This window comes from Vogesella sp. EB (assembly GCF_001037925.1).
Taxonomy (GTDB): domain Bacteria; phylum Pseudomonadota; class Gammaproteobacteria; order Burkholderiales; family Chromobacteriaceae; genus Vogesella; species Vogesella indigofera.
This window is the reverse complement of record NZ_LFDT01000002.1, coordinates 219205-239298: the sequence shown is the minus strand read 5'-3', so window position 1 is coordinate 239298 and position 20094 is coordinate 219205. Positions and strand designations below refer to the sequence as shown.

The following is a 20094-nucleotide window of genomic DNA, read 5'->3' as shown; positions in this document are numbered from 1 at the left end:
CGCAGCCGCCGCCATCACTCAGGCAGCCGGACGGCCGCCTGGCCAGCGCCACGATCCGGCCATCGAACCGCGCGGCCGCCGTCGAGACGATCCGGTCCTCCCCCTGGAGCCAGCATGTACCTACCCGCTCATTTCAACGAATCCCGCACCGAGATCCTGCAGCAATGCATCGCCCGGCATCCGTTTGGCACCCTGATTACGCACGGCAAGGGCGGGCTGGATGCCAATCACTTGCCGTTCGAGCTGGCGGCGCACGAAGGCACGCTCGGTGTCCTACGCGCCCACGTGGCCCGCGCCAATCCGCTATGGCAGCAGGTGGCGAATGGCGACGAAGTGCTGGTCGTCTTTCGTGCCGGCGATGGCTATGTCTCCCCGAACTGGTACCCGAGCAAACACGAGTCGCACCGGCAGGTGCCGACCTGGAACGACATCGTGGTCCATGCCTATGGCCGGATTCACGTTCACGATGACGAGCGCTTCGTGCGGGGCGTGGTCGCCCGCCTGACCCGCAGCCACGAGGCCGCGCAGGCCGAGCCGTGGCAGATGAGCGATGCCCCCAGCGACTATCTGGACGCCGCGCTCAAGTCTATCGTCGGCCTGCAGATTGAGATCACCCGCCTGCTTGGCAAGAGCAAGCTGGGACAGAACGAAATCGCCGGCGACATCCTCGGCGCCGGCCATGCGCTCAAGGGCTGCGGCAACCATCAAATCGGCGACGCCATGCTCGCCCACTGCGCCGCAAAGCCGGATTAGCCGCCCCCAAAGCAGAAAAGCCGGCCCTTGGGCAGGGGCCGGCCAGGATCGGCAATGAAAAGGCCGCGCGGCAACACGCTAGCCGGCGATAAAGTCGGCGAGCTGCTGCCACATGAACAGCGGGTTGGAATACATCGGAAAGTGGCCGCAATGTGGCACTTCGCAAAGCCGTACCCCGTACCGCTCGATATGCGCCAGGTAGCTGAGGCCGACATTCTGCGCGCCGTACATGAACATCTTGCTGCATGGCAAGGCGAGGAATTTCTCCATCAACTGGCCATGATCCGACAACGCCACCATGGAGCTGAAAATGCCGCGCACCGCGCCGGCGCGCACCTTGTGACGCAGGCTGGCGGCGTACAGCGCGCTGGCGTAGGCCGGCGCGTGGCGGGTGCGTTCAATGAAGTCATCGAAAAACGCCTCGGCGTCGGCATTCGGGTAATCGACGATCTGGCGGCTCAGAAAGCAGTCTTCCGGCGCGATATTGCCTTCGATATCGGTAAAGCTGAGCACGCGTTCGCCCAGCTGGCTGGCCAGCAGCAAGGCGGTGAGGCCGCCCATCGAGTGGCCGACCAGATGGAAGCGATCCACCCGGTAGTGCGCCAGCACCCGTAGCGCGGTGTGCAGCTGCAGGCTGATCGATACCTGCGCCAGATCGGCGCAAACCGTGTCGCCGCAGCCGGGCGCGTCATAGGCGATGAACGGGTGCCCGTCGAAGGCGGCGTGCCGCACGATGTCGGCGTAGTCCTCCTTGCTCGAGCCGAAGCCGTGCAGAAACAGGATCGGCGCCTTGTCGCCGCCACGGTGGAGGGCGGCGATGTCGACGGCCACGCCATCGATGTCGAACGCCAGCCGCTGGCTGGCAAATTGTTGGCTTGTCATGCTGTGTTCCAATAAGCAGCTGCGCTTGCGGCCAAGCTTGTGCACAAGGTTGGCCGCAAGCGCCGGGTTGCAGTTAACGGGGGCCCATCACCGCGGTGCAGAACTCGCCGATCGCCGAGCACGCCTGCTGCAGCGCGGCGTCGTCCAGCGCGTAGGCGATGCGGATATACGGCGCCAGGCCAAAGGCGCTGCCCTGTACCACGGCGACGCCGGCTTCATTCAGCAGCGCCATCGCCACGTCTTCGTCGCTGGCCAGCAATTTGCCGGCCGGGCTGGTCTTGCCCAGCAGTTCCTCGCAGCAGGCAAACACGTAGAACGCGCCGCCGGGCTGGGCGCAGGACAGCCCCGGCGTGGCGTTGAGCTGCCGCACCATGCGGTCGCGGCGGGTTTCGAAGACCTCGCGCGAGCGGCTGATGAAATCCTGTGGCCCGGTCAGCGCGGCCAGTGCCGCCTGCTGCGAGATGGCGCAGGCGCCGGAGGTCTGCTGCCCCTGCAGTTTTTCCATCGCCTGCAGCAGCCAGCGCGGGCCGGTGGCGTAGCCGATGCGCCAGCCGGTCATCGCGTAGGCCTTGGACACCCCGTTCATGGTCAGGGTGCGCGGCTGCAGCCGCGGTTCGACCTGCGCCAGGGTAAAGAACGGCTGGCCGTCGAACAGCAGGTGTTCGTAGATGTCGTCGGCCAGTACCAGCACGTGCGGGTGATCCAGCAGCACCTGCGCCAGCGCCTGCAGCTCGTCGCGGCCATATACCGCGCCGGTGGGGTTGGATGGCGAGTTCAGGATCAGCCAGCGCGTCTGCGGGGTGATGGCGGCGGCCAGCGTTGCCGCCGTCAGCTTGAAGCCGCTGTCGTGGCCGCAGGGCACCACCACCGGTCGCGCGCCGCACAGCTGCACGATTTCCGGGTAGCTCACCCAGTACGGCGCCGGCACGATCACCTCGTCGCCCTCATTCAGGGTGGCAGCCAGCGCGTTGAAAATCACCTGCTTGCCGCCGGAGCAGACAATGGTGTCCTGCCACTGCACGTCCAGCCCGTTTTCGCGGCGGAACTTGCTGGCCACCGCCTCGCGCAGCGCACGGGTGCCGGCCACCTGGGTGTAGCGGGTGTGGCCGCCGTTGATGGCGGCGATGGCGGCGGCGCGGATGTGTTCCGGGGTGTCGAAATCCGGTTCGCCGGCACACAGCGAGATGATGTGGATGCCGGCGGCGCGCAGCGCGGCCACGCGGTCCATCACCTTGTAGGTGGCGGAAGGTTTGGCCGTGGCCAGGTGTTTGTTCAGGTATTGGGTCGTCATGGTCATGCCCTCTCGCGGCAGTGGTCCAGCCCCATCAGCTGCAGGGTGGTCGCACCCTGGCTCAGCTGGCGCATCATCACGCTTTCCTTGGCGGCGCGTGCTTCGCCGGCCTGCATCGTGCCGGCCACCGCGGCGGCGGGCACGATGATCACGCCGTCATCGTCGGCCACCACCAGATCGCCGGCGGCCACCGGCACCCCGCCAAAAATCATCGGCAGGCCGACGGCCGGCGCGCTGGCCTTCACCGTGCCGCGCACCGATACGCCGCGGGCAAACACCGGAAAGCGGCGCTTGCCGATGGCGGCGACATCGCGCACGCCGCCATTGATCACCAGCCCGACGATGCCGGCGGCCTCGGCGGCGACGGTCAGCACCTCGCCCCAGTAGCCGGCGATGAAGTCGCCGGTGTCCACCACCAGCACGCTGCCACGCGGCGCGCGCTCCAGCGCGATGTGGATGGCCAGGTTGTCGCCGGGGGAGCAGACCAGCGGGTAGGCCGGCGCGGCGATGAAGGCGCCAGGCCAGAGGCTGCGAATCTGCGGGTCTACCGCGCAAGGTTGGCCGCAGGCCTCGTACAGCGTGGCGCTGCCTAGCACGGCGCAGCGTGCGGCCAACGTTGGCTTGTGTTCAGCGGTGTTCATCACGCTTTCCTTTGCAGTGTGTGGTAACCCAGCGCGGCGCGCGCGGCGGCCAGGGTGCTGCCCTGCGCCAGCTGCTGGCGGATCGCGGCTTCCACCGTCTCGATCTGCTGCGCCAGTGCCGCCACTTCGGCGGCGCGCTCGCGCGGCACCACCACCACGCCGTTGGCGTCGGCCACCACGATGTCGCGGGCGGCGACGCGGGCACTGCCGATCGACACCGTGCCGCCCACCGCCTCCACCTGCACCCGGTCCTTGCCGGTGCGCATGAAGCGGCCACGAGTGAACAGCGGATAGCCTTCGCCCAGCGCCTTGTTGACGTCGCGGCACACGCCGTCGATCACGGTGCCGGCGATCTGCCGCAGCCCGGCGTACTGGGTCATGATGTCGCCCCACACCGTGCAGTCGCTGCGGCCGTCGTTGTCGATCACCACCACGTCGCCGGCGGCAACCTCGTCGATGAAATCGCCGACGCTGCCGGCCGGGCTGCTGGCGGCCACGTACTTGACGGTAAACGCCGGCCCCACCACCACCTGGCGGTAATTATCCAGCGGCATAATGCCCAGGCACTGCCCCGGCAAGCCCAGCTTGTCCATGGCATCGGACACGCCGGCGGTATCCAGCCCGGCGAACAGGGCCACCAGTTCACGATCTGCTGCGTTCATTTGCCGGCCTCCTGCTGGATGGCGTCGAATTGCCGGTCGTGCATCACCTCTGCCACCGAACGGCCGCTGCGCACCGCCGCCACCATGCCGTGCTGGCGCCGTGCGATGCGCTCGGCCAGGTTCAGCACCGCCTCGATCTGTGCCGCCGGTACAAACACCGTGCCGCAGCGGTCGGCCAGCACGTAGTCGCCTTCCGCTACAGTCACGCCGGCCATGTTCACCGGCTGGCCGGACGACAGCTGGATCACGCGGTTGCGCGCGCTGATCATGGTGACGCCGCGGCCATACAGCGGGTAGCCGATGTCGGCGCTGCCGTCGATGTCGCGGCTGAGGCCGTCGATCACCGTGCCGCGCACGCCCTTCACCTGCGCGGCATTGGCCAGGATGTCGCCCCAGCAGGAAATGCCGTCCACGCCGCCGGCGATCACCAGCACGCGCTCCGTGCTGTCGATGGCGGCGATCACCGGCGAGATCAGGTGCACCGTCGGCGCGGCATCGCTCTTGCGGCCCAGCTGCACGGTACTGGCGCGGCCAACCAGCTTGGGGCAGTCCCACAGCGGGCGCAGGCCATAGGTGGCGCCGGGCAGATTGAGAAAATCGAGCGCATCGGACAGCGTGTTGCTGTCCTGCTGCTGCAAACGCGCGAGTAAAGAAGGCTGGCTCATCGGACTCTCCTGTTGGGGGCTTGTGTGCCGCTACTTTCCGCCCTACAGTTCGATAGGTAAATTCCGAAATTTGTAACGTTTACATACGCCAAACCTATCAAAAATCATGATCAACTTTCGTCTCATCCGCCACCTGTGGCTATTCCTGGCCGTGGCAGAGGAACAGCACTTCGGCCGCGCCGCCAAGCGCCTCGGCATGTCGCAACCGCCGCTGACCGAGCAGATCCAGATCCTGGAGCAGGCACTGAAGGTGAAGCTGTTCGAGCGTTCGCGCCGTGGCGCGCAGCTGACGGCGGTGGGACAGGCGATCCTGCCGGCGATGAAGAAATTCGCCGAACAGCTGGAAAGCCTGGAGCTGGCGGTACGCGAGGCGGCCGCCGGACAGATCGGCACCATCACCATCGGCGCGATCACCTCGGCGATTCTGGACGTGCTGCCGGGCCTGATCGAACAGATCAAGCAACAGCACCCGGGGCTGACGGTGGCGGTAAAGGAAATCGACAGCTACGAGGCGTTGCCGGCGCTGCACAGCGGCGATATCGACCTGGCGTTTGCGCGGCTGGAAGGCGATCTGGGCGAGCACATCAGTGCGCTGCCGCTACGCGCGGACCGGCTGGCGGTGGCGCTGCCGGCGACGCACCCGCTGTGCGGCCAGGCGCAGCTGGCGCTGCACGATCTGGCCGGCGAGGATTTCATCATGTTCGCGCGCAAGGTCAGCCCGATCTCGTTCGACCGGCTGACCGCGGCCTGCCACAGCAGCGGCTTTTCGCCGCGCATCCTGCACGAGGTGCGCTCGGTGACGTCACAGATCGCCTTTGTCGGCTGCAATCAGGGGGTGGCGCTGGTGCCGGCGTCGGTGCAGGGCATGGCGCCGGCCAGCGTGGTGATCCGGCCGCTGGCGGACGAGTTGCACGTGGTCACCACCGCCATGGCCTGGAACACGCAGCGGCAGAACCACCTGCTTGCCGCGGTGCTGGAGACGGTGCACAGCTACCGCGCGGCCAACGGCTGAGGCGCCGCGTTTGCGGCCAACCCTGGACGGCGAACGCTTAGCGGCGGCTGGCCAGCAGCACCCCGCTAATCACCAGCACCGTGCCGGCCAGCTGCGACAGCGACACCGCCTCGTGCAGCAGCCACCAGCCAAAAAAGATCGTCAGCACCGGCCCCAGCATGCCGATCAGCACCGCGCGGGCGGCGCCAATATGGCGGATCGCCAGCGACTGCCAGACGATGGGCAGGATGGTGGAAAACAGGGCCATGCCCAGGCCGTAGCCATAGACCGGCGCCGGCAGCAGCAACTGCTGCCACGGCCGGCTGAGCAGGAAGTGCAGCGCCACGGCCGCGGTCGCCACCAGGATGGACAGCAGCGAAAAGCGCATCGCCCCCAGCCGCTTGATGGCCACCTCCGAGCCGGCACTGTACAGCGCGTACAGCACCGCGCAGCCAAACACAAAACCGGCGCCGAGCGCCACGCTATGCACATCATTGCTCTGGCTGGCGTCATGCACGAAGGCAATCGCAATCCCGGCATAGGACAGCATCGCGGCCAGCATGATGCTGCGCTCCGCGGGTTTGCCCAGGAACAGCACGCCGATCAGGATGGTGAGGGTGGGGTAGGTGAACAGGATCAGCCGTTCCAGCCCGGCCGAGATGTATTGCAGGCCATAGAAATCGAGCATGCTGGAGCCGTAATAGCCGATGCCACCCAGCAACAGCAGCATGCCGACATCGCGTCGCGTCAGCCGCGGCATGCCCCGCAACACCGGCACACAGGCCACCATGACAAAGGGCAGGCAAAACACCATTCTCAGCGTCAGCAGGGTGACGGCATCCACCGGCGCGGTGGCGTAGGCAAGCTTGACGAAGATGGCCTTGAAGGAAAAGCCGAAGGCGGCCAGAAAGGCAAACATCACCCCCAGCCGGTCGGGCTTGCTCAGGATATTTCTCACTGGTGCGATCTCGAAAGCGGTCAGCCCCCATGCTCGTTGCTGACGCCGGCGCTGTGAAATACCTTTTGCCTAAGCTTGTGATAGGCGGAACAGATCAGACGGTGCCGCCCGCGCTGCGGCGGTAACCGGCCTTGCTAGTCATTAACCGTGGGCTGGAATATTACCGGTTAACGTCAACAGGCTGCTTCCAGAATGGAAGCAGCTTTTTTATTGGGCAAAAAACACAATATGCCAATGATTAACCTGCTGATCAAATGGGTATTTGATGATGCTATTTAATTGGTGAGTTGATTTTTTATTGGTGTTGGTTTTTTTGCTGTCGTGCTTTATTAATTCGCTGCCGGGTGTTTGTTTTCAATATTACCAGGGTATTTATTAAATACCTCGCGGGTATGGAATTGTTGGTAATTTGCTTTTGAACCTAGGTTCAACCGTCAGGAGGGGGCACACCCTCCATCCATACCAACCGGTTCGTCGGCTTGCGACGGACACACGACACATCTGCATCCCGCAGCGGATGACGCGAGAGAGAGCATGATAGACAAGACTGTATCTTCCCTTGAGGAGGCCGTGGCCGGCATCTTCGACGGGGCCACGGTGATGATCGGTGGCTTCGGCATCGCCGGCCAGCCGGCCGAGCTGATCGATGCGCTGATCGCCCACGGCGCCCGCGACCTCACCATCGTCAACAACAATGCCGGCAACGGCGAGATCGGCCTCGCGGCGCTGCTCAAGGCGCGGCGCGTGAAGAAGATCATCTGTTCCTTCCCGCGGCAGGCGGATTCCCAGGTGTTCGATGCGCTGTACCACGCCGGCGAGATCGAGCTGGAGCTGGTGCCGCAGGGCAATCTGGCGGCGCGCATCCAGGCCGCCGGCGCCGGCCTTGGCGCCATCTACACGCCGACCGGCTACGGCACCCTGCTGGCCGAGGGCAAGGAGGCGCGCGAGATCGACGGCAAACACTATGTGCTGGAGTACCCGATCCGGGCGGACTTTGCGCTGATCAAGGCCTTCCGTGGCGACCGCTGGGGCAACCTGGTGTACCGCAAAGCGGCGCGCAACTTCGGCCCCATCATGGCCGCCGCCGCGACCGTGACCATCGCCCAGGTGGGCGAGGTGGTGCCGCTGGGCGCGCTGGACCCGGAGTCCATCGTCACCCCCGGCATTTTCGTACAACGCGTCGTGGCAGTGCCGGGCCTCGCCCAGGCGCGTGTCGCCTGAGGGAGCAAGCGCATGAACAGACTGAACCGTAACCAGATGGCCGCCCGCGTGGCGCAGGACATTCCGGAAGGGGCCTACGTCAACCTCGGCATCGGCCTGCCGACCAAGGTGGCCAACTACCTGCCCGCCGACCGCGAGATTTTCCTGCACAGCGAAAACGGCCTGCTCGGGATGGGGCCGGCGCCGGCGCCGGGCATGGAAGACCCGGAGCTGATGAATGCCGGCAAGGAGCCGGTGACGCTGCTGCAAGGCGGCGCCTTTTTCCATCACGGTGATTCCTTCGCCATGATGCGCGGCGGCCATCTCGACATCTGCGTGCTGGGCGCCTTCCAGGTGTCGGCCGGCGGCGATCTGGCCAACTGGCACACCGGCGCCGCTGACGCCATCCCGGCGGTGGGCGGGGCGATGGATCTGGCCATCGGCGCCAAGCAGGTGTTCGTGATGATGGAGCACCTGAGCAAGAGCGGCGAATGCAAGATCGTGCCGTTCTGCACTTACCCGGTGACCGGCATCGGCTGCGTCGACCGCATCTACACCGACCTGGCGGTGATCGACATCACTGCGCACGGCCTGCTGGTGCGCGAAATGGTCGACGGCCTCGACTTTGCCGAGCTGCAGCGCCTGACGCCGGTGCCGCTGACGTTGGCCGCAACGGCCGCCACGGCCGTGGCCGCGTGAGGGGGATGACCATGCAACAGGCTTATATCTGCGATGCCATCCGCACCCCGTTCGGCCGCTACGGCGGCACCCTGTCCGGCATGCGCGCCGACGACCTGGGCGCCTTGCCGCTCAAGGCGCTGATGGCGCGCAACCCCAATGTCGACTGGGGCGCCATCGACGACGTGATCTACGGCTGCGCCAACCAGGCCGGCGAGGACAACCGCAACGTGGCGCGCATGTCCAGCTTGCTGGCCGGCCTGCCGCCGGAAGTGGCGGGCACCACGGTCAACCGCCTGTGCGGCTCCAGCCTCGACGCCGTCGGTATCGCCGCGCGCGCCATCAAGAGTGGCGAGACCGGGCTGCTGATCGCCGGCGGCGTGGAGAGCATGAGCCGCGCGCCGTTCGTGATGGGCAAGGCCGACACGGCGTTCTCGCGCAATATGAAGATCGAGGACACCACCATCGGCTGGCGTCTGGTCAACCCGCTGATGAAGGCGCAGTACGGCGTCGATTCGATGCCGGAAACCGCCGAGAACGTGGCGACCGATTTCAACATCAGCCGTGCCGACCAGGACGCTTTCGCGCTGCGCAGCCAGCAGCGCTACGCCGCCGCCCACGAGTGCGGCCGCTTCGCCGACGAGCTGATCCCGGTCAGCATTGCGCAGAAGAAAGGCGATCCGGTCATGTTCATCAAGGACGAGCATCCGCGAGCCACCACGCTGGAGGCGCTGGCCAGGCTCAAGGGCGTGGTGCGTGCCGATGGTACGGTGACCGCCGGTAATGCCTCCGGCGTCAACGACGGCGCCTGCGCGCTGCTACTGGCCAATGCCGCGACGGCGGCGCGCTACGGGCTGACGCCGCGCGCGCGCATCGTGGCGATGGCGACCGCCGGCGTGGCGCCGCGCATCATGGGCTTCGGCCCGGCGCCGGCGGTGCGCAAGGTGCTGGCCGTGGCCGGGCTGCGTCTGGACCAGATCGACCTGATCGAGCTGAACGAGGCCTTTGCCGCGCAGGCGCTGGCGGTCACACGCGATCTCGGTCTCGCCGACGACGACGCGCGCGTCAATCCCAACGGCGGCGCCATCGCCATCGGCCACCCGCTGGGCGCTTCCGGCGCGCGGCTGGTGACCACCGCCGCCTATCAGCTGGCGCGCAGCGGCGGCCGTTACGCGCTGTGTACCATGTGCATCGGCGTGGGGCAGGGCATCGCGCTGATCATCGAACGCGTTTAATCCACCGGCCCCACCGGCCTGCGGCCAACCTTGGTACGCCAGGGTTGGCCGCAGGCCGGCAGGGCCGCTATCCGGAGCATCATCTTGCCTTATCTCGATCTTGACGGACGGCGCCTGCACTACCGCCTCAACGGCGCGGCCGGCGCACCGGTACTGCTGCTGTCCAACTCGCTGGGCACCACCCTGGACATGTGGCAGCCGCAGCTGGCGGCGCTGGGCCAGCACTTCCGCCTGCTGCGCTACGACACCCGTGGCCACGGCGGCTCCACGCTGGGCAGCGGGCCCTGCAACATCCCGCAGCTGGGCGGCGACGTGCTGGCGCTGCTGGACGCGCTGGACATCGAGCGCGTGCATTTTTGTGGCATCTCGATGGGCGGGCTGACCGGGCAGTGGCTGGCCGTGCACGCGCAGCAGCGCCTGCACAAGCTGGTGTTGTGCAATACCGCGGCGCGCATCGGCAGTGCCGAAGGCTGGCACCGCCGCGCGGCGCTGGTGCGGCAGAGCGGCATGGCCGAGGTCGCCGCCGGCGCCGCCGCGCGCTGGTTCACCGCCGACTACCTCGCTACCGAGGCGACGGCGGTGGCCGGCCTGATCCGGCAGCTGGCCGATTGCGACGCGGCGGGTTACGCCGCCTGTTGCGACGCGCTGGCGACGGCCGACCTGCGCGACACCATCGCCGGCATCACGCTGCCGACGCTGGTGATCGCCGGCCTGCAGGACCCGGTGACGACGCCGGCCGACGCCGACTTCATCGCCGGCCGGATAGCAGGTGCGCAGCGCGTCGACCTGCTGGCCTCGCACCTGTCCTCCATCGAGGCTGCGGCGGCATTCAACAACGTACTGCTGCGCTTCCTGAACGCCTGACCCTGAGCCGGCGGCCGGCCGGTCCCCCCGCCCGTTAACCGTTCCGTGTTTATTCGCCATTCTTATTTATTCAAATAAAAGTGGCGAATAAACACGTCTGTTGTTTTCATTTTGTTTTATTGGCGGCCGCGTTTGCGTGAATACTGCGCGGGTATTATCGGATACTAAATCAGTATTAGACGCCGTTTTTATTTGACCGCAGCATGATTTCCTATATCGGGCACCGCTTTGGTGTGCCGGTTATTCAAGTGGCGGAGAAATCCGGCAAGAGATTTTCCGGCCACGTCAGTCTGGTGTCATTACACGCGGAGAGAGTCATGAGTCAGGAACGCATCAAGAAAACGGTCAATGTGCAGACATTGATCAACGAGCAGGGATTGTCCGGCTATCAGAAGCTGGTTTTGTTTTTCTGTTTTTCCATCCTCGCACTGGACGGGCTGGATACCGCCGCCGTCGGCTATATCGCACCGCTGCTGGTGGCCGAGTGGGGCATCGAGCGTTCCGCACTGGCGCCGGCGTTGAGCGCCGCGCTGTTCGGGCTGGCGTTTGGCGCGCTGGCCGCCGGCCCCTGTGCCGACCGCTTTGGCCGCAAGGTGACGCTGATCGTGGCGACCGTGTTTTTTGCGCTGTTCAGCCTGCTGACCGCGCTGGCCTATGACATCCCCAGCCTGGCCCTGATCCGCTTCCTGACCGGGCTGGGACTCGGCGCGGCGATGCCCAATGCGGTGACGCTGATGGCGGAGCTGGCGCCGGCGCGCTGCCGCTCGTTGGTGATCAATACCGTCTATGTCGGCTTTCCGCTGGGGGCGGCGGCGGGCGGTTTCGTGGCGGCGTGGCTGATCCCGCACTACGGCTGGCAGGGCATCTTCATCCTCGGCGGTGTGCTGCCCCTGCTGCTGTTGCCGTTCCTGATCCGCTCGCTGCCGGAGTCGGTGTCCTACATGACCGCGCGCGGCTATCCGCTGCCCCGCATCCGTGCGGTGCTGGAGCGCATCTGCCGCTGCGATCTGGGCCATGTCGAGCGCTTCGTGCTGGCCGAGGCGCCGGCAAAATCCGGCGACTCCTCGCTGCGCCTGATCCTGTCGCGCTCCTATGTGCTGGGCACGCTGATGCTGTGGATCACCTACTTCATGGGGCTGCTGATTTTCTATCTGCTGACCAGCTGGATGCCGCTGATGATGAAGGATGCCGGTTTTTCGATCGAAAAAGCGGCGCTGCTGACCGCGATCTTCCCGCTGGGCGGCGGCATCGGCACCCTGGTGAGCGGGGTGCTGATGGACAGGTTCAACCCGGGGCGGGTGCTGAGTGTTGTCTACGTGCTGGCGGCGCTGTTGCTGATCGCGGTCGGGCAGAGCATGGATAACGTGGCCGTGTTTGCGGTGCTGATCTTCCTGGCCGGGGTGATGGTGACCGGTGCCCAGGCCTCGCTGCCGGCACTGGCGGCGCCGATCTATCCGACCGCCGCGCGCGCCACCGGCATGGCGTGGATGCTGGGCATCGGCCGCTTTGGCGGTATCGCCGGGGCGTTGCTGGGCGGCGTGCTGCTGTCGATGAAGCTGCCGTTCAGCCAGATCGTGGTGCTGCTGGCGATCCCGGCGGCGCTGGCGATGCTGGCACTGTGGCTGCTGTCGCTCAGGATGGCGCGGCCGGCGGCGGATGCCACCGGGACGCTGGCGCGTTCCGCCAGCTGAGTCATCGCCGCGGCTGGCGCGAACCGCCGCCGGCTGGATGCTTCCACGTGCTCGCGGCCAACGTTGGCCGCGAGCGCGCGGTTTTCCCGGCTGGCGCCCGCCGCCGCGGCTTCGCAATCGACAGGCAAGGGAGTGATCACGATGGAAAGATGGAGCGCGACTTATCTGCGCGTATGGCCGGCGCTGCAGTTGCTGCTGTGCGGGGTGGCGCAATTCTGGGTCGGGGATGGCATCGCGCGCGGCGCGCTGCTGCTGGCCGGCGCGCTGGCGCTGGCGCAATGGCTGCACGGGGGCTGGCAGCGGCGTGAAGAACGGCGGCAGCAGGCGGCCGAGGGGGCAGCACCGCCGGTAGCGATGGCCTTGCCGGCGCTGCGCTTCCGGACGGAGGCGCAGCCGCCTGCCGTCGCGCCCGATTGTCCCGCGCCGCCTCCGGTCGTGCTGCCGGACGAGACGGCCGGCAAGCTGGCCGACGATGCGGCGCAGCTGTCCGCGCTGCAAGAACAGTCCTGGCACGACATGGCGCGGGCGAGCAGCGTGGCCAGCTCGTCCGGCAGTCTGGTCGCTGGCAGCGCGCGGGCGCTGGCCGAGGCGACGCAGCAGATCGATGCGCTGGCGGCGCACACCGAACACAGTGCCGAGGTGTTTCAGCAGTTGTCGGCGCAGTCGCAGCGCATCGGCCGCATCGTGGGCAGCATCCAGGACATTGCCAAGCAGACCAATCTGCTGGCGCTGAACGCGGCGATCGAGGCGGCGCGCGCCGGCGAGTACGGGCGCGGTTTTGCCGTGGTGGCGGACGAGGTGCGCCGCCTGTCCGAACGCGCCGCCGCGGCCAGCGACGAGATCGGCAACATCGCCGGCAACCTCAGTCAGGCGGCGGGGGCGGCCGAGGCCGGCGTGGCGCTGGCGCGCGGCCATGCCCAGGCCGGGCGCAGTCTTGCCGACGAGGCGCAGGCGGCGATGCAGCAGCTCATCCGCGACGCGGCGCTGCGGGTCGAGATCGTGCAGGGCATCATCGCCTCATTGCAGCAGCAGCGCCGCCTGGGCGAGGCGTTGCAGGGTGGGGTGGCGGCGTGGCAGCAGCAGTCCGCGCAGATACACGCCCGGCTGCAGCCGGCCGCGGCAAGCAGCGCCGTGGCTCAGTAGCGGATGTAGTCGATTTTCTCTTCTTCGTAGATGCGGATGATCATCTCGATCAGCAGCTTGATCTCGCGTGACTCATCCAGCAGTCGGGTGCTGAGGATGATGGGGGAGACCATGTTGTGGTCCTGCAGCGGCAGGTAGCACACGTCCTCGCGCTTCAGCCCCTGCACGCTGGCGGGCACGATGGCGACGCCTTCGCCGGCGGCCACCAGGCCGATGGCGACCTGCAGTTCGCGGGCCTCGTAGATCTTTTTCGGCTCCAGGCCGCGGTCGTGGAACGAGGCCAGTATCTGGTCGGCGAAGCTGGGCCGCGGTGCCTTCGGAAACACGATCAGCGTGTCGTCGACGAGATCCAGCAGGCTGATCACCGGCCTGTCGGTTAGCGCATGGCCCGACGGTAGCGCCGCGACTAGGCGCTCCTCGCGCAGCACGATGCGGCGCACATTGGGATCTTCATGGCGGATGCGGCCGAAGCCGACGTCGATCTTGCCTTCCTTCAGCGCGCTGATCTGCTCCATCGAGGTCATCTCGTGCAGCGTCAGCTCGGTGGTGTTCTGTTCGCTGCGGAAGCGGCGGATCACCTTGGGCAGCATGCCGTACAGGGTGGAGCCGACAAAACCGATCGACAGCTTGCGCTCGATGGTGCCGATGCGGCGCGTCATCGCCTCCAGCTCGCGGGTCTGCGACAGCAGCTGGCGGGCATGGGCATAGAAGAACTGGCCGGCCTCGGTCAGCGTCAGCGGCCGCGAGCCGCGCACCAGCAAGGGCACCCCCAGCTCCTCTTCCAGCTGCTGTATCTGCCGGCTCAGCGGCGGCTGCGCGATATGCAGGCGTTCGGCGGCGCGGGTGATGTTTCCCTCCTCCGCGACCACCACAAAATAGCGCAAATGGCGCAAATCCATCTTCATACCTCCAGGGTATAAAAAACATACTAAATCAGTGTTGGTCGCGGAAATTTTAGCCGTGTATTGTTGGTTTTGAAATTTCCAACACGAATTCTATACCGAAAAAACATGATCCGCTCAATAGAAACCATACTCGCAGACGTGCCCACCATACGCCCTCACAAGCTGTCGGTGGCCACGATGAGCACCCAAACGCTGGTCCTGATCCGCGTCCTTTGCGATGACGGCATCGAGGGTTGGGGGGAGGCGACCACCATCGGTGGCCTGAGCTACGGCGAGGAAAGCCCGGAAAGCATCAAGGCCAATATCGACACCCATATCGCACCGCAGATTGTCGGCATGGACGCGACCAGGGTGGCGCTGGTGATGGCCCGCATTCGCAAGACGATCCAGGGCAACCGCTTCGCCAAATGCGCGATCGAAACCGCGCTGCTGGATGCGCAGGCCAAGCGGCTGGGCATGCCGCTGAGCGAGTTGCTCGGCGGCCGGGTGCGCGACGCCTTGCCGGTGGCGTGGACGCTGGCCAGCGGCGATACCGCCCGCGACATTGCCGAGGCCGAGCAGATGCTGGCGCAGCGCCGGCACCGCATTTTCAAGCTGAAGATCGGCCTGCGCAGCGTGCAGGACGATGTGGCGCACGTGCTGGCGATCAAGAAGACACTGGGGGATGACGTCAGCGTGCGCGTCGACGTCAACCAGGCGTGGAGCGAGCTGGACGCGGTGTCCGGTATCGCGGCACTGGAGGACGGCGGCATCGACCTGATCGAGCAGCCGGTGCGCGCCGAACAGCGTGCGTCGCTGGCGCGGCTGGCCAGCCGTTTCAGCGTGCCGCTGATGGCCGACGAGGCCCTGCACGGCCCGCAGAGCGCCTTTGAGCTGGCCGCGTCGGCCGGCGCCGATGTGTTCGCGGTCAAGATCGCGCAGTCCGGCGGCCTGCTGCCGGCGCGGCTGGTCGGCGAGCTGGCGCAGCTGGCGGGCATAGGCCTGTACGGCGGCACCATGCTGGAAGGTGCCGTCGGCACCGCCGCCTCGGCGCACCTGTTTTCCACCTTTGCCTCGCTCAGCCACGGCACCGAGCTGTTCGGGCCGCTGCTGCTGACCGAGGAAATCCTGTGCGAACCGCTGCAGTACAAGGATTTCATGCTGCAGGTGCCGACCGGGCCGGGGCTGGGCATCCAGATCGACCGCGACAGGCTGGCCCGCCTGCGCCGCCAGTAACGCCGTCGTTGACCTTATCCCGAATCAGAAGAGGAGCAAACCATGCTGTTTCACGTACGAATGGACGTCAAGTTGCCTCACGACATGGCCGACAGCGTTGCGGCCAACCTGAAGCAAGTGGAGAAGGACAAGGCGCAGGCGCTGCAGCGCAGCGGCACCTGGCGCCATCTGTGGCGCATCGCCGGCCAGTACTCGAACGTCAGCATTTTTGACGTGGCGGATGTCGAGGAGCTGCACCAGCTGCTGTCCACGCTGCCACTGTTTCCGTACATGACCATCCAGGTCATGCCGCTGTGTCGTCATCCGTCTTCGGTGCATGACGACGACCGTTGAATGAACAAGGCCCGCAGAAGGCCTGAGCCGTAAACCCGCGTCAACCCGCAACCCCGAGTCACAACACAACAGCACTACAGAGGAGTACAAACATGAATCACGCAGAAATCGATGCCCTGGTAAAAAGCTTCATCGTCGATACCGCTACCGGCGACGTGAATCCACGGGTCCAGCAAGTGGTCGTGCGCCTGACCAGCGACCTGTTCAAGGCGATCGAGGATCTGGATCTCACCCCGAGCGAGATCTGGAAAGGTCTGGAGTACTTTGCCGAAGCCGGTGCCACCCACGAGCTGGGCCTCTTGGCGCCAGGTATCGGCCTGGAGCGTTTCATCGACATTCGCCAGGATGAGGCGGAGGCCCGCGCCGGCCTGAACGGCGGCACGCCGCGCACCATCGAAGGCCCGCTGTATGTGGCCGGCGCGCCGAAGAGCACCGGTTTTGCCCGTCTGGACGATGGCACCGAAGTCGAGCTGGGCGAAGTGCTGTTCATGCAGGGCACCGTTTACGGTGCCGACGGCAAGCCGCTGCCGGGCGCGCAGGTGGAGGTGTGGCACGCCAACCTGATGGGCAACTACTCCTTCTTCGACAAGAGCCAGTCCCATTTCAACCTGCGCCGCACCATCATCACCGACGAGCAGGGTCGCTACCAGTTCCGCAGCATCGTGCCGATGGGCTACGGCTGTCCGCCGGAAGGTACCACCCAGCGCCTGTTGAACCAGCTCGGCCGTCACGGCCGTCGCCCGGCGCACATCCACTTCTTCGTGTCGGCGGCGGAGCATCGCAAGCTGACCACCCAGATCAATATCGAGGGTGACGAATACTGCTGGGATGACTTCGCCTTCGCCAGTCGCGAAGGCCTGGTGCCGTCGGTGACCCGCATCAGCGATCCTGCCGAGCTGGACCAGAAACAGCTGAACAAGCCGTTCGCCGCCATCGATTTCGATTTCCACCTCTACGGTGAGACTGCCGTCGTACCGAGCAGCATCGTCGAGCGCCAGCGCGCCAGCGCCTGATCGATACCGGGCATCAAGCCACAGGGACGGATCACGCCAGGCGTGATCCATCTGACCAGACCGAGGAGTACGGAAATGATCCCCATCCATCCCGATGCCACGCCGAAGCTGCGGCAGCTGGACGACTACCTGATCGAGAACCCGCAGACCGGTGACTACCGCCTGCACCGCAGCGTCTTCACCGACGAGGCGCTGTTCGAACTCGAGATGAAGCACATCTTCGAAGGCAACTGGATCTATCTCGCGCACGAGAGCCAGATCCCGAACAACAACGATTACTACACCACCAATATGGGGCGCCAGCCGATCTTCATCGCGCGCAACCGCCAGGGTGAGCTGAACGCCTTCGTCAACGCCTGTACCCACCGCGGCGCGACGCTGTGCCGCCACAAGCGCGGCAACAAGGCGACCTATACCTGTCCGTTCCACGGCTGGACCTTCAACAACAGCGGCAAGCTGCTGAAGGTGAAAGATCCGGAAGACGCCGGCTACCCGGACTGCTTCAACAAGGAAGGCTCGCACGACCTGAAGAAGGTGGCGCGCTTCGAGAACTACCGCGGCTTCCTGTTCGGCAGCCTCAATGCGGACGTCAAGCCGCTGCAGGACTACCTCGGCGAGGCCACCAAGATCATCGACATGATCGTCGAGCAGTCGCCGGATGGGCTGGAAGTGCTGCGCGGCTCGTCCACCTACACCTTTGACGGCAACTGGAAGCTGACCGCCGAAAATGGCGCCGATGGTTACCACGTCTCGGCCGTGCACTGGAACTACGCCGCCACCACCAGCCACCGCAAGGAACAGAACGCGCGCGAAGACAACACCCGCGCGATGGATGCCGGCAAGTGGGGCAAGCAGGGCGGCGGCTTCTACGCCTTCGAGCACGGTCACATGCTGCTGTGGACACAGTGGGCGAACCCGGAAGACCGCCCGAACTTCGCGCGCCGCGACGAATACGCCGACAAGCTCGGCCCGGAGATGGCCGACTGGATGGTGCGCAACTCGCGCAACCTGTGCCTGTACCCGAACGTGTACCTGATGGACCAGTTCGGCTCGCAGATCCGCGTGGTGCGGCCGCTGTCGGTGGGCAAGTCCGAAGTGACCATCTACTGCATCGCACCCAAGGGCGAGCCGGCCGACGCCCGTGCACGCCGCATCCGCCAGTACGAGGACTTCTTCAACGCCAGCGGCATGGCCACGCCGGATGATCTGGAAGAGTTCCGCGCCTGCCAGCAAGGCTACGCCGGCCGTGCGGTGGAGTGGAACGACATGTGCCGGGGTTCGACGCACTGGGTGGAAGGGGCCGACGAAGCCGCGCGCAAGATCGGCCTGAAGCCGGTGCTCAGCGGGGTCAAGACCGAGGACGAGGGCCTGTACACGGTGCAGCACCGCTACTGGCTGGACGTGATGAAGAAAGCCGTTGCCGCGGAAGGGGGTCAGGCATGAGTACCGTGAACATGGAGCAGATCCGCACCTTTCTCTACCGCGAAAGCCGCCTGCTCGACGACGAGCAGTGGGATGACTGGCTGGCGTGCTACCACCCCGACGCCGAGTTCTGGATGCCCTCGTGGGACGACGACGACACCCTGGTCTCCGATCCGCAGCGCGAGATCTCGCTGATCTACTACCCGAATCGCCAGGGGCTGGAAGACCGCGTGTTCCGCATCAAGACCGAGCGCTCCAGCGCCACCATGCCGGACACCCGTACCAGCCACAACATCAGCAATATCGAGCTGGAGGCGCAGGACGGCGCACAGGTCACGGTGCGCTTCAACTGGCACACGCTGAGCCACCGTTACAAGACCGATTACAGCCACTTCGGCATGGCGCGCTACGTGATCGATTTTGCCGGGGACAGTCCGAAAATCCGCAACAAGTATGTGGTGCTGAAGAACGATTACATCCACCAGGTAATCGACATCTACCACATCTGATCCGCCAGGCAGGAATACACCATGAGTTACCAGATTGCACTTCAGTTTGAGGATGGCGTCACCCGTTTCATCAGCTGCAACGACAACGAGACGCTATCCGATGCCGCCTATCGCCAGAAGATCAACATCCCGCTGGATTGCCGTGATGGCGCCTGCGGCACCTGTCGCGGCCTGTGCGAGTCCGGCAGCTACGAGTTGCCGCCGTCCAGCTACATCGACGACGCGCTGACCGCAGAAGAGGCCGGCCAGGGCTATATCCTCGCCTGCCAGACGCGGCCGAAATCCGATTGCGTGATCCGGATCCCGGCCTCGTCACAGGCCTGCAAGACCGGCGTGACCACCTTTGACGGCACGCTGGCGGCGGTGGAGACCCTGTCCGATTCCACCATCGGCTTCGCCATCGAACTGGATGCTGCGGCCAACCTTGGTTTCCTGCCCGGCCAGTATGTGAAGGTCAACATCCCCGGCAGCGAGCTGTCGCGTGCCTACTCCTTCAGCTCGCCGCCTGGCGCCGCGCAGGCGGCCTTCGTGGTGCGCAATGTGCCGGGCGGCCGCATGAGCCAGTTCCTGAGCCACGACGCCCGCCCCGGCCAGCGCATCAGTTTCAGCGGCCCGTACGGCAGCTTCTATCTGCGCGAGGTGGTGCGTCCGGTGCTGTTCCTCGCCGGCGGCACCGGCATCGCGCCCTTCCTGTCGATGCTGGCGGTGCTGGCCGAATCCGGCAGCCCGCAGCCGCTGCGCATGGTGTTCGGCGTCACCAACGATGTCGATCTGGTGGCGCTGGAGCAGCTGGAGGCCGCCCATGTCCGCCTGCCGCAGTTCGAGTACCGCAGCTGCGTGGCGGCTGCCGACAGCGAACATCCACGCAAGGGTTACGTCACTGGGCACATCGACCCGGCGTGGCTCAATGGCGGCGATGTCGACATCTACCTGTGCGGCCCGGTGGCGATGGTCGATGCGGTGCGCCAGTGGCTGGCCGACTCGGGCATTACCCCGGCCAACTTCTACTACGAGAAATTCTCGGCCAGCAGCGAGGCGTGACG

At 65.9% G+C, this 20094-nt stretch carries 21 protein-coding genes; 14 read left to right on the top strand and 7 right to left on the bottom strand.

Translation table 11 applies throughout. The features are described 5' to 3' along the window. Nucleotides 1–114: 114 nt before the first annotated feature. Nucleotides 115–753, top strand: coding sequence for an FMN-binding negative transcriptional regulator (locus ACG97_RS02580; RefSeq protein ID WP_047965738.1), 639 nt, complete (start codon nucleotides 115–117; stop codon nucleotides 751–753). A 78-nt stretch (nucleotides 754–831) separates the two neighbouring features. On the opposite strand, the gene ACG97_RS02575 is transcribed toward ACG97_RS02580, so the two are convergent. The 5 genes from ACG97_RS02575 to ACG97_RS02555 form a co-directional block, all read right to left on the bottom strand. Continuing rightward, a complete protein-coding gene (locus tag ACG97_RS02575) occupies nucleotides 832–1635 on the bottom strand; it encodes an alpha/beta fold hydrolase (RefSeq protein ID WP_047965810.1) in 804 nt (267 codons plus the stop codon). A 73-nt stretch (nucleotides 1636–1708) separates the two neighbouring features. After that, nucleotides 1709–2926: a pyridoxal phosphate-dependent aminotransferase gene (locus ACG97_RS02570; protein ID WP_202902688.1), complete on the bottom strand. Its 1218-nt coding sequence runs from the start codon at nucleotides 2924–2926 to the stop codon at nucleotides 1709–1711. A 2-nt stretch (nucleotides 2927–2928) separates the two neighbouring features. Continuing rightward, on the bottom strand, nucleotides 2929–3567 hold the full coding sequence (locus ACG97_RS02565) for an RraA family protein (RefSeq protein ID WP_047965736.1): 639 nt from the start codon (nucleotides 3565–3567) through the stop codon (nucleotides 2929–2931). Continuing rightward, nucleotides 3567–4229, bottom strand: coding sequence for an RraA family protein (locus ACG97_RS02560; RefSeq protein WP_047965735.1), 663 nt, complete (start codon nucleotides 4227–4229; stop codon nucleotides 3567–3569). The genes ACG97_RS02565 and ACG97_RS02560 overlap by 1 nt, the downstream gene beginning before the upstream one ends. Beyond that, nucleotides 4226–4894, bottom strand: a complete 669-nt coding sequence (locus tag ACG97_RS02555; protein WP_047965734.1) for an RraA family protein — start codon at nucleotides 4892–4894, stop codon at nucleotides 4226–4228. Before ACG97_RS02555 ends, ACG97_RS02560 begins: the two co-directional genes overlap by 4 nt. Nucleotides 4895–5000: 106 nt before the next feature. Between ACG97_RS02555 and ACG97_RS02550 the strand changes: the two genes are divergently transcribed. Continuing rightward, nucleotides 5001–5906 carry a LysR family transcriptional regulator gene (locus tag ACG97_RS02550; protein WP_047965733.1) on the top strand — a complete coding sequence of 302 codons (906 nt, stop codon included), beginning with the start codon at nucleotides 5001–5003 and terminating at the stop codon, nucleotides 5904–5906. Nucleotides 5907–5943: 37 nt separating this feature from the next. Here the strand turns inward: ACG97_RS02550 and ACG97_RS02545 are convergent, their stop codons facing one another. Beyond that, nucleotides 5944–6843, bottom strand: coding sequence for a DMT family transporter (locus tag ACG97_RS02545; RefSeq protein ID WP_202902687.1), 900 nt, complete (start codon nucleotides 6841–6843; stop codon nucleotides 5944–5946). Between the two features lie 534 nt (nucleotides 6844–7377). On the opposite strand from ACG97_RS02545, the gene ACG97_RS02540 reads away from it, so the two are divergent. The 6 genes from ACG97_RS02540 (at nucleotide 7378) to ACG97_RS18180 (ending at nucleotide 13654) form a co-directional block, all read left to right on the top strand. After that, entirely contained in the window at nucleotides 7378–8064 is a 687-nt protein-coding gene (locus ACG97_RS02540) for a 3-oxoacid CoA-transferase subunit A (RefSeq protein WP_047965731.1), read from the top strand. Nucleotides 8065–8076: 12 nt separating this feature from the next. Further along, complete coding sequence (locus ACG97_RS02535) at nucleotides 8077–8742, top strand: 3-oxoacid CoA-transferase subunit B (RefSeq protein ID WP_047965730.1); 666 nt, start codon at nucleotides 8077–8079, stop codon at nucleotides 8740–8742. 11 nt (nucleotides 8743–8753) lie between these two features. Further along, a complete protein-coding gene (pcaF, locus tag ACG97_RS02530; protein WP_047965809.1) occupies nucleotides 8754–9956 on the top strand; it encodes a 3-oxoadipyl-CoA thiolase in 1203 nt (400 codons plus the stop codon). 84 nt (nucleotides 9957–10040) lie between these two features. Continuing rightward, nucleotides 10041–10820 (top strand): 3-oxoadipate enol-lactonase, encoded by a 780-nt coding sequence (gene pcaD / locus ACG97_RS02525; protein ID WP_047965808.1) that lies wholly within the window; start codon nucleotides 10041–10043, stop codon nucleotides 10818–10820. 317 nt (nucleotides 10821–11137) lie between these two features. Beyond that, nucleotides 11138–12511 (top strand): MFS transporter, encoded by a 1374-nt coding sequence (locus ACG97_RS02520; protein ID WP_047965729.1) that lies wholly within the window; start codon nucleotides 11138–11140, stop codon nucleotides 12509–12511. A gap of 141 nt (nucleotides 12512–12652) precedes the next feature. Further along, nucleotides 12653–13654, top strand: a complete 1002-nt coding sequence (locus ACG97_RS18180) for a methyl-accepting chemotaxis protein (protein WP_053068036.1) — start codon at nucleotides 12653–12655, stop codon at nucleotides 13652–13654. Here ACG97_RS18180 and ACG97_RS02510 read toward each other — a convergent pair. Then, nucleotides 13648–14553 carry a LysR family transcriptional regulator gene (locus tag ACG97_RS02510; RefSeq protein ID WP_047965806.1) on the bottom strand — a complete coding sequence of 302 codons (906 nt, stop codon included), beginning with the start codon at nucleotides 14551–14553 and terminating at the stop codon, nucleotides 13648–13650. The genes ACG97_RS18180 and ACG97_RS02510 overlap by 7 nt on opposite strands. A gap of 111 nt (nucleotides 14554–14664) precedes the next feature. Between ACG97_RS02510 and ACG97_RS02505 the strand changes: the two genes are divergently transcribed. The 6 genes from ACG97_RS02505 to benC all read left to right on the top strand — a co-directional run bounded on the left by ACG97_RS02505 (nucleotide 14665) and on the right by benC (nucleotide 20092). Next, nucleotides 14665–15774, top strand: a complete 1110-nt coding sequence (locus ACG97_RS02505; protein ID WP_047965728.1) for a muconate/chloromuconate family cycloisomerase — start codon at nucleotides 14665–14667, stop codon at nucleotides 15772–15774. Between the two features lie 42 nt (nucleotides 15775–15816). Then, nucleotides 15817–16107, top strand: coding sequence for a muconolactone Delta-isomerase (gene catC / locus ACG97_RS02500; RefSeq protein WP_047965727.1), 291 nt, complete (start codon nucleotides 15817–15819; stop codon nucleotides 16105–16107). A 92-nt stretch (nucleotides 16108–16199) separates the two neighbouring features. Next, a complete protein-coding gene (gene catA, locus ACG97_RS02495) occupies nucleotides 16200–17120 on the top strand; it encodes a catechol 1,2-dioxygenase (RefSeq protein WP_047965726.1) in 921 nt (306 codons plus the stop codon). Between the two features lie 75 nt (nucleotides 17121–17195). Then, entirely contained in the window at nucleotides 17196–18563 is a 1368-nt protein-coding gene (gene benA / locus ACG97_RS02490) for a benzoate 1,2-dioxygenase large subunit (RefSeq protein ID WP_047965725.1), read from the top strand. Continuing rightward, a complete protein-coding gene (benB, locus tag ACG97_RS02485) occupies nucleotides 18560–19051 on the top strand; it encodes a benzoate 1,2-dioxygenase small subunit (RefSeq protein ID WP_047965724.1) in 492 nt (163 codons plus the stop codon). The genes benA and benB overlap by 4 nt, the downstream gene beginning before the upstream one ends. 21 nt (nucleotides 19052–19072) lie before the next feature. Further along, complete coding sequence (benC, locus tag ACG97_RS02480) at nucleotides 19073–20092, top strand: benzoate 1,2-dioxygenase electron transfer component BenC (RefSeq protein WP_047965723.1); 1020 nt, start codon at nucleotides 19073–19075, stop codon at nucleotides 20090–20092. The last annotated feature ends 2 nt before the right edge of the window (nucleotides 20093–20094 follow it).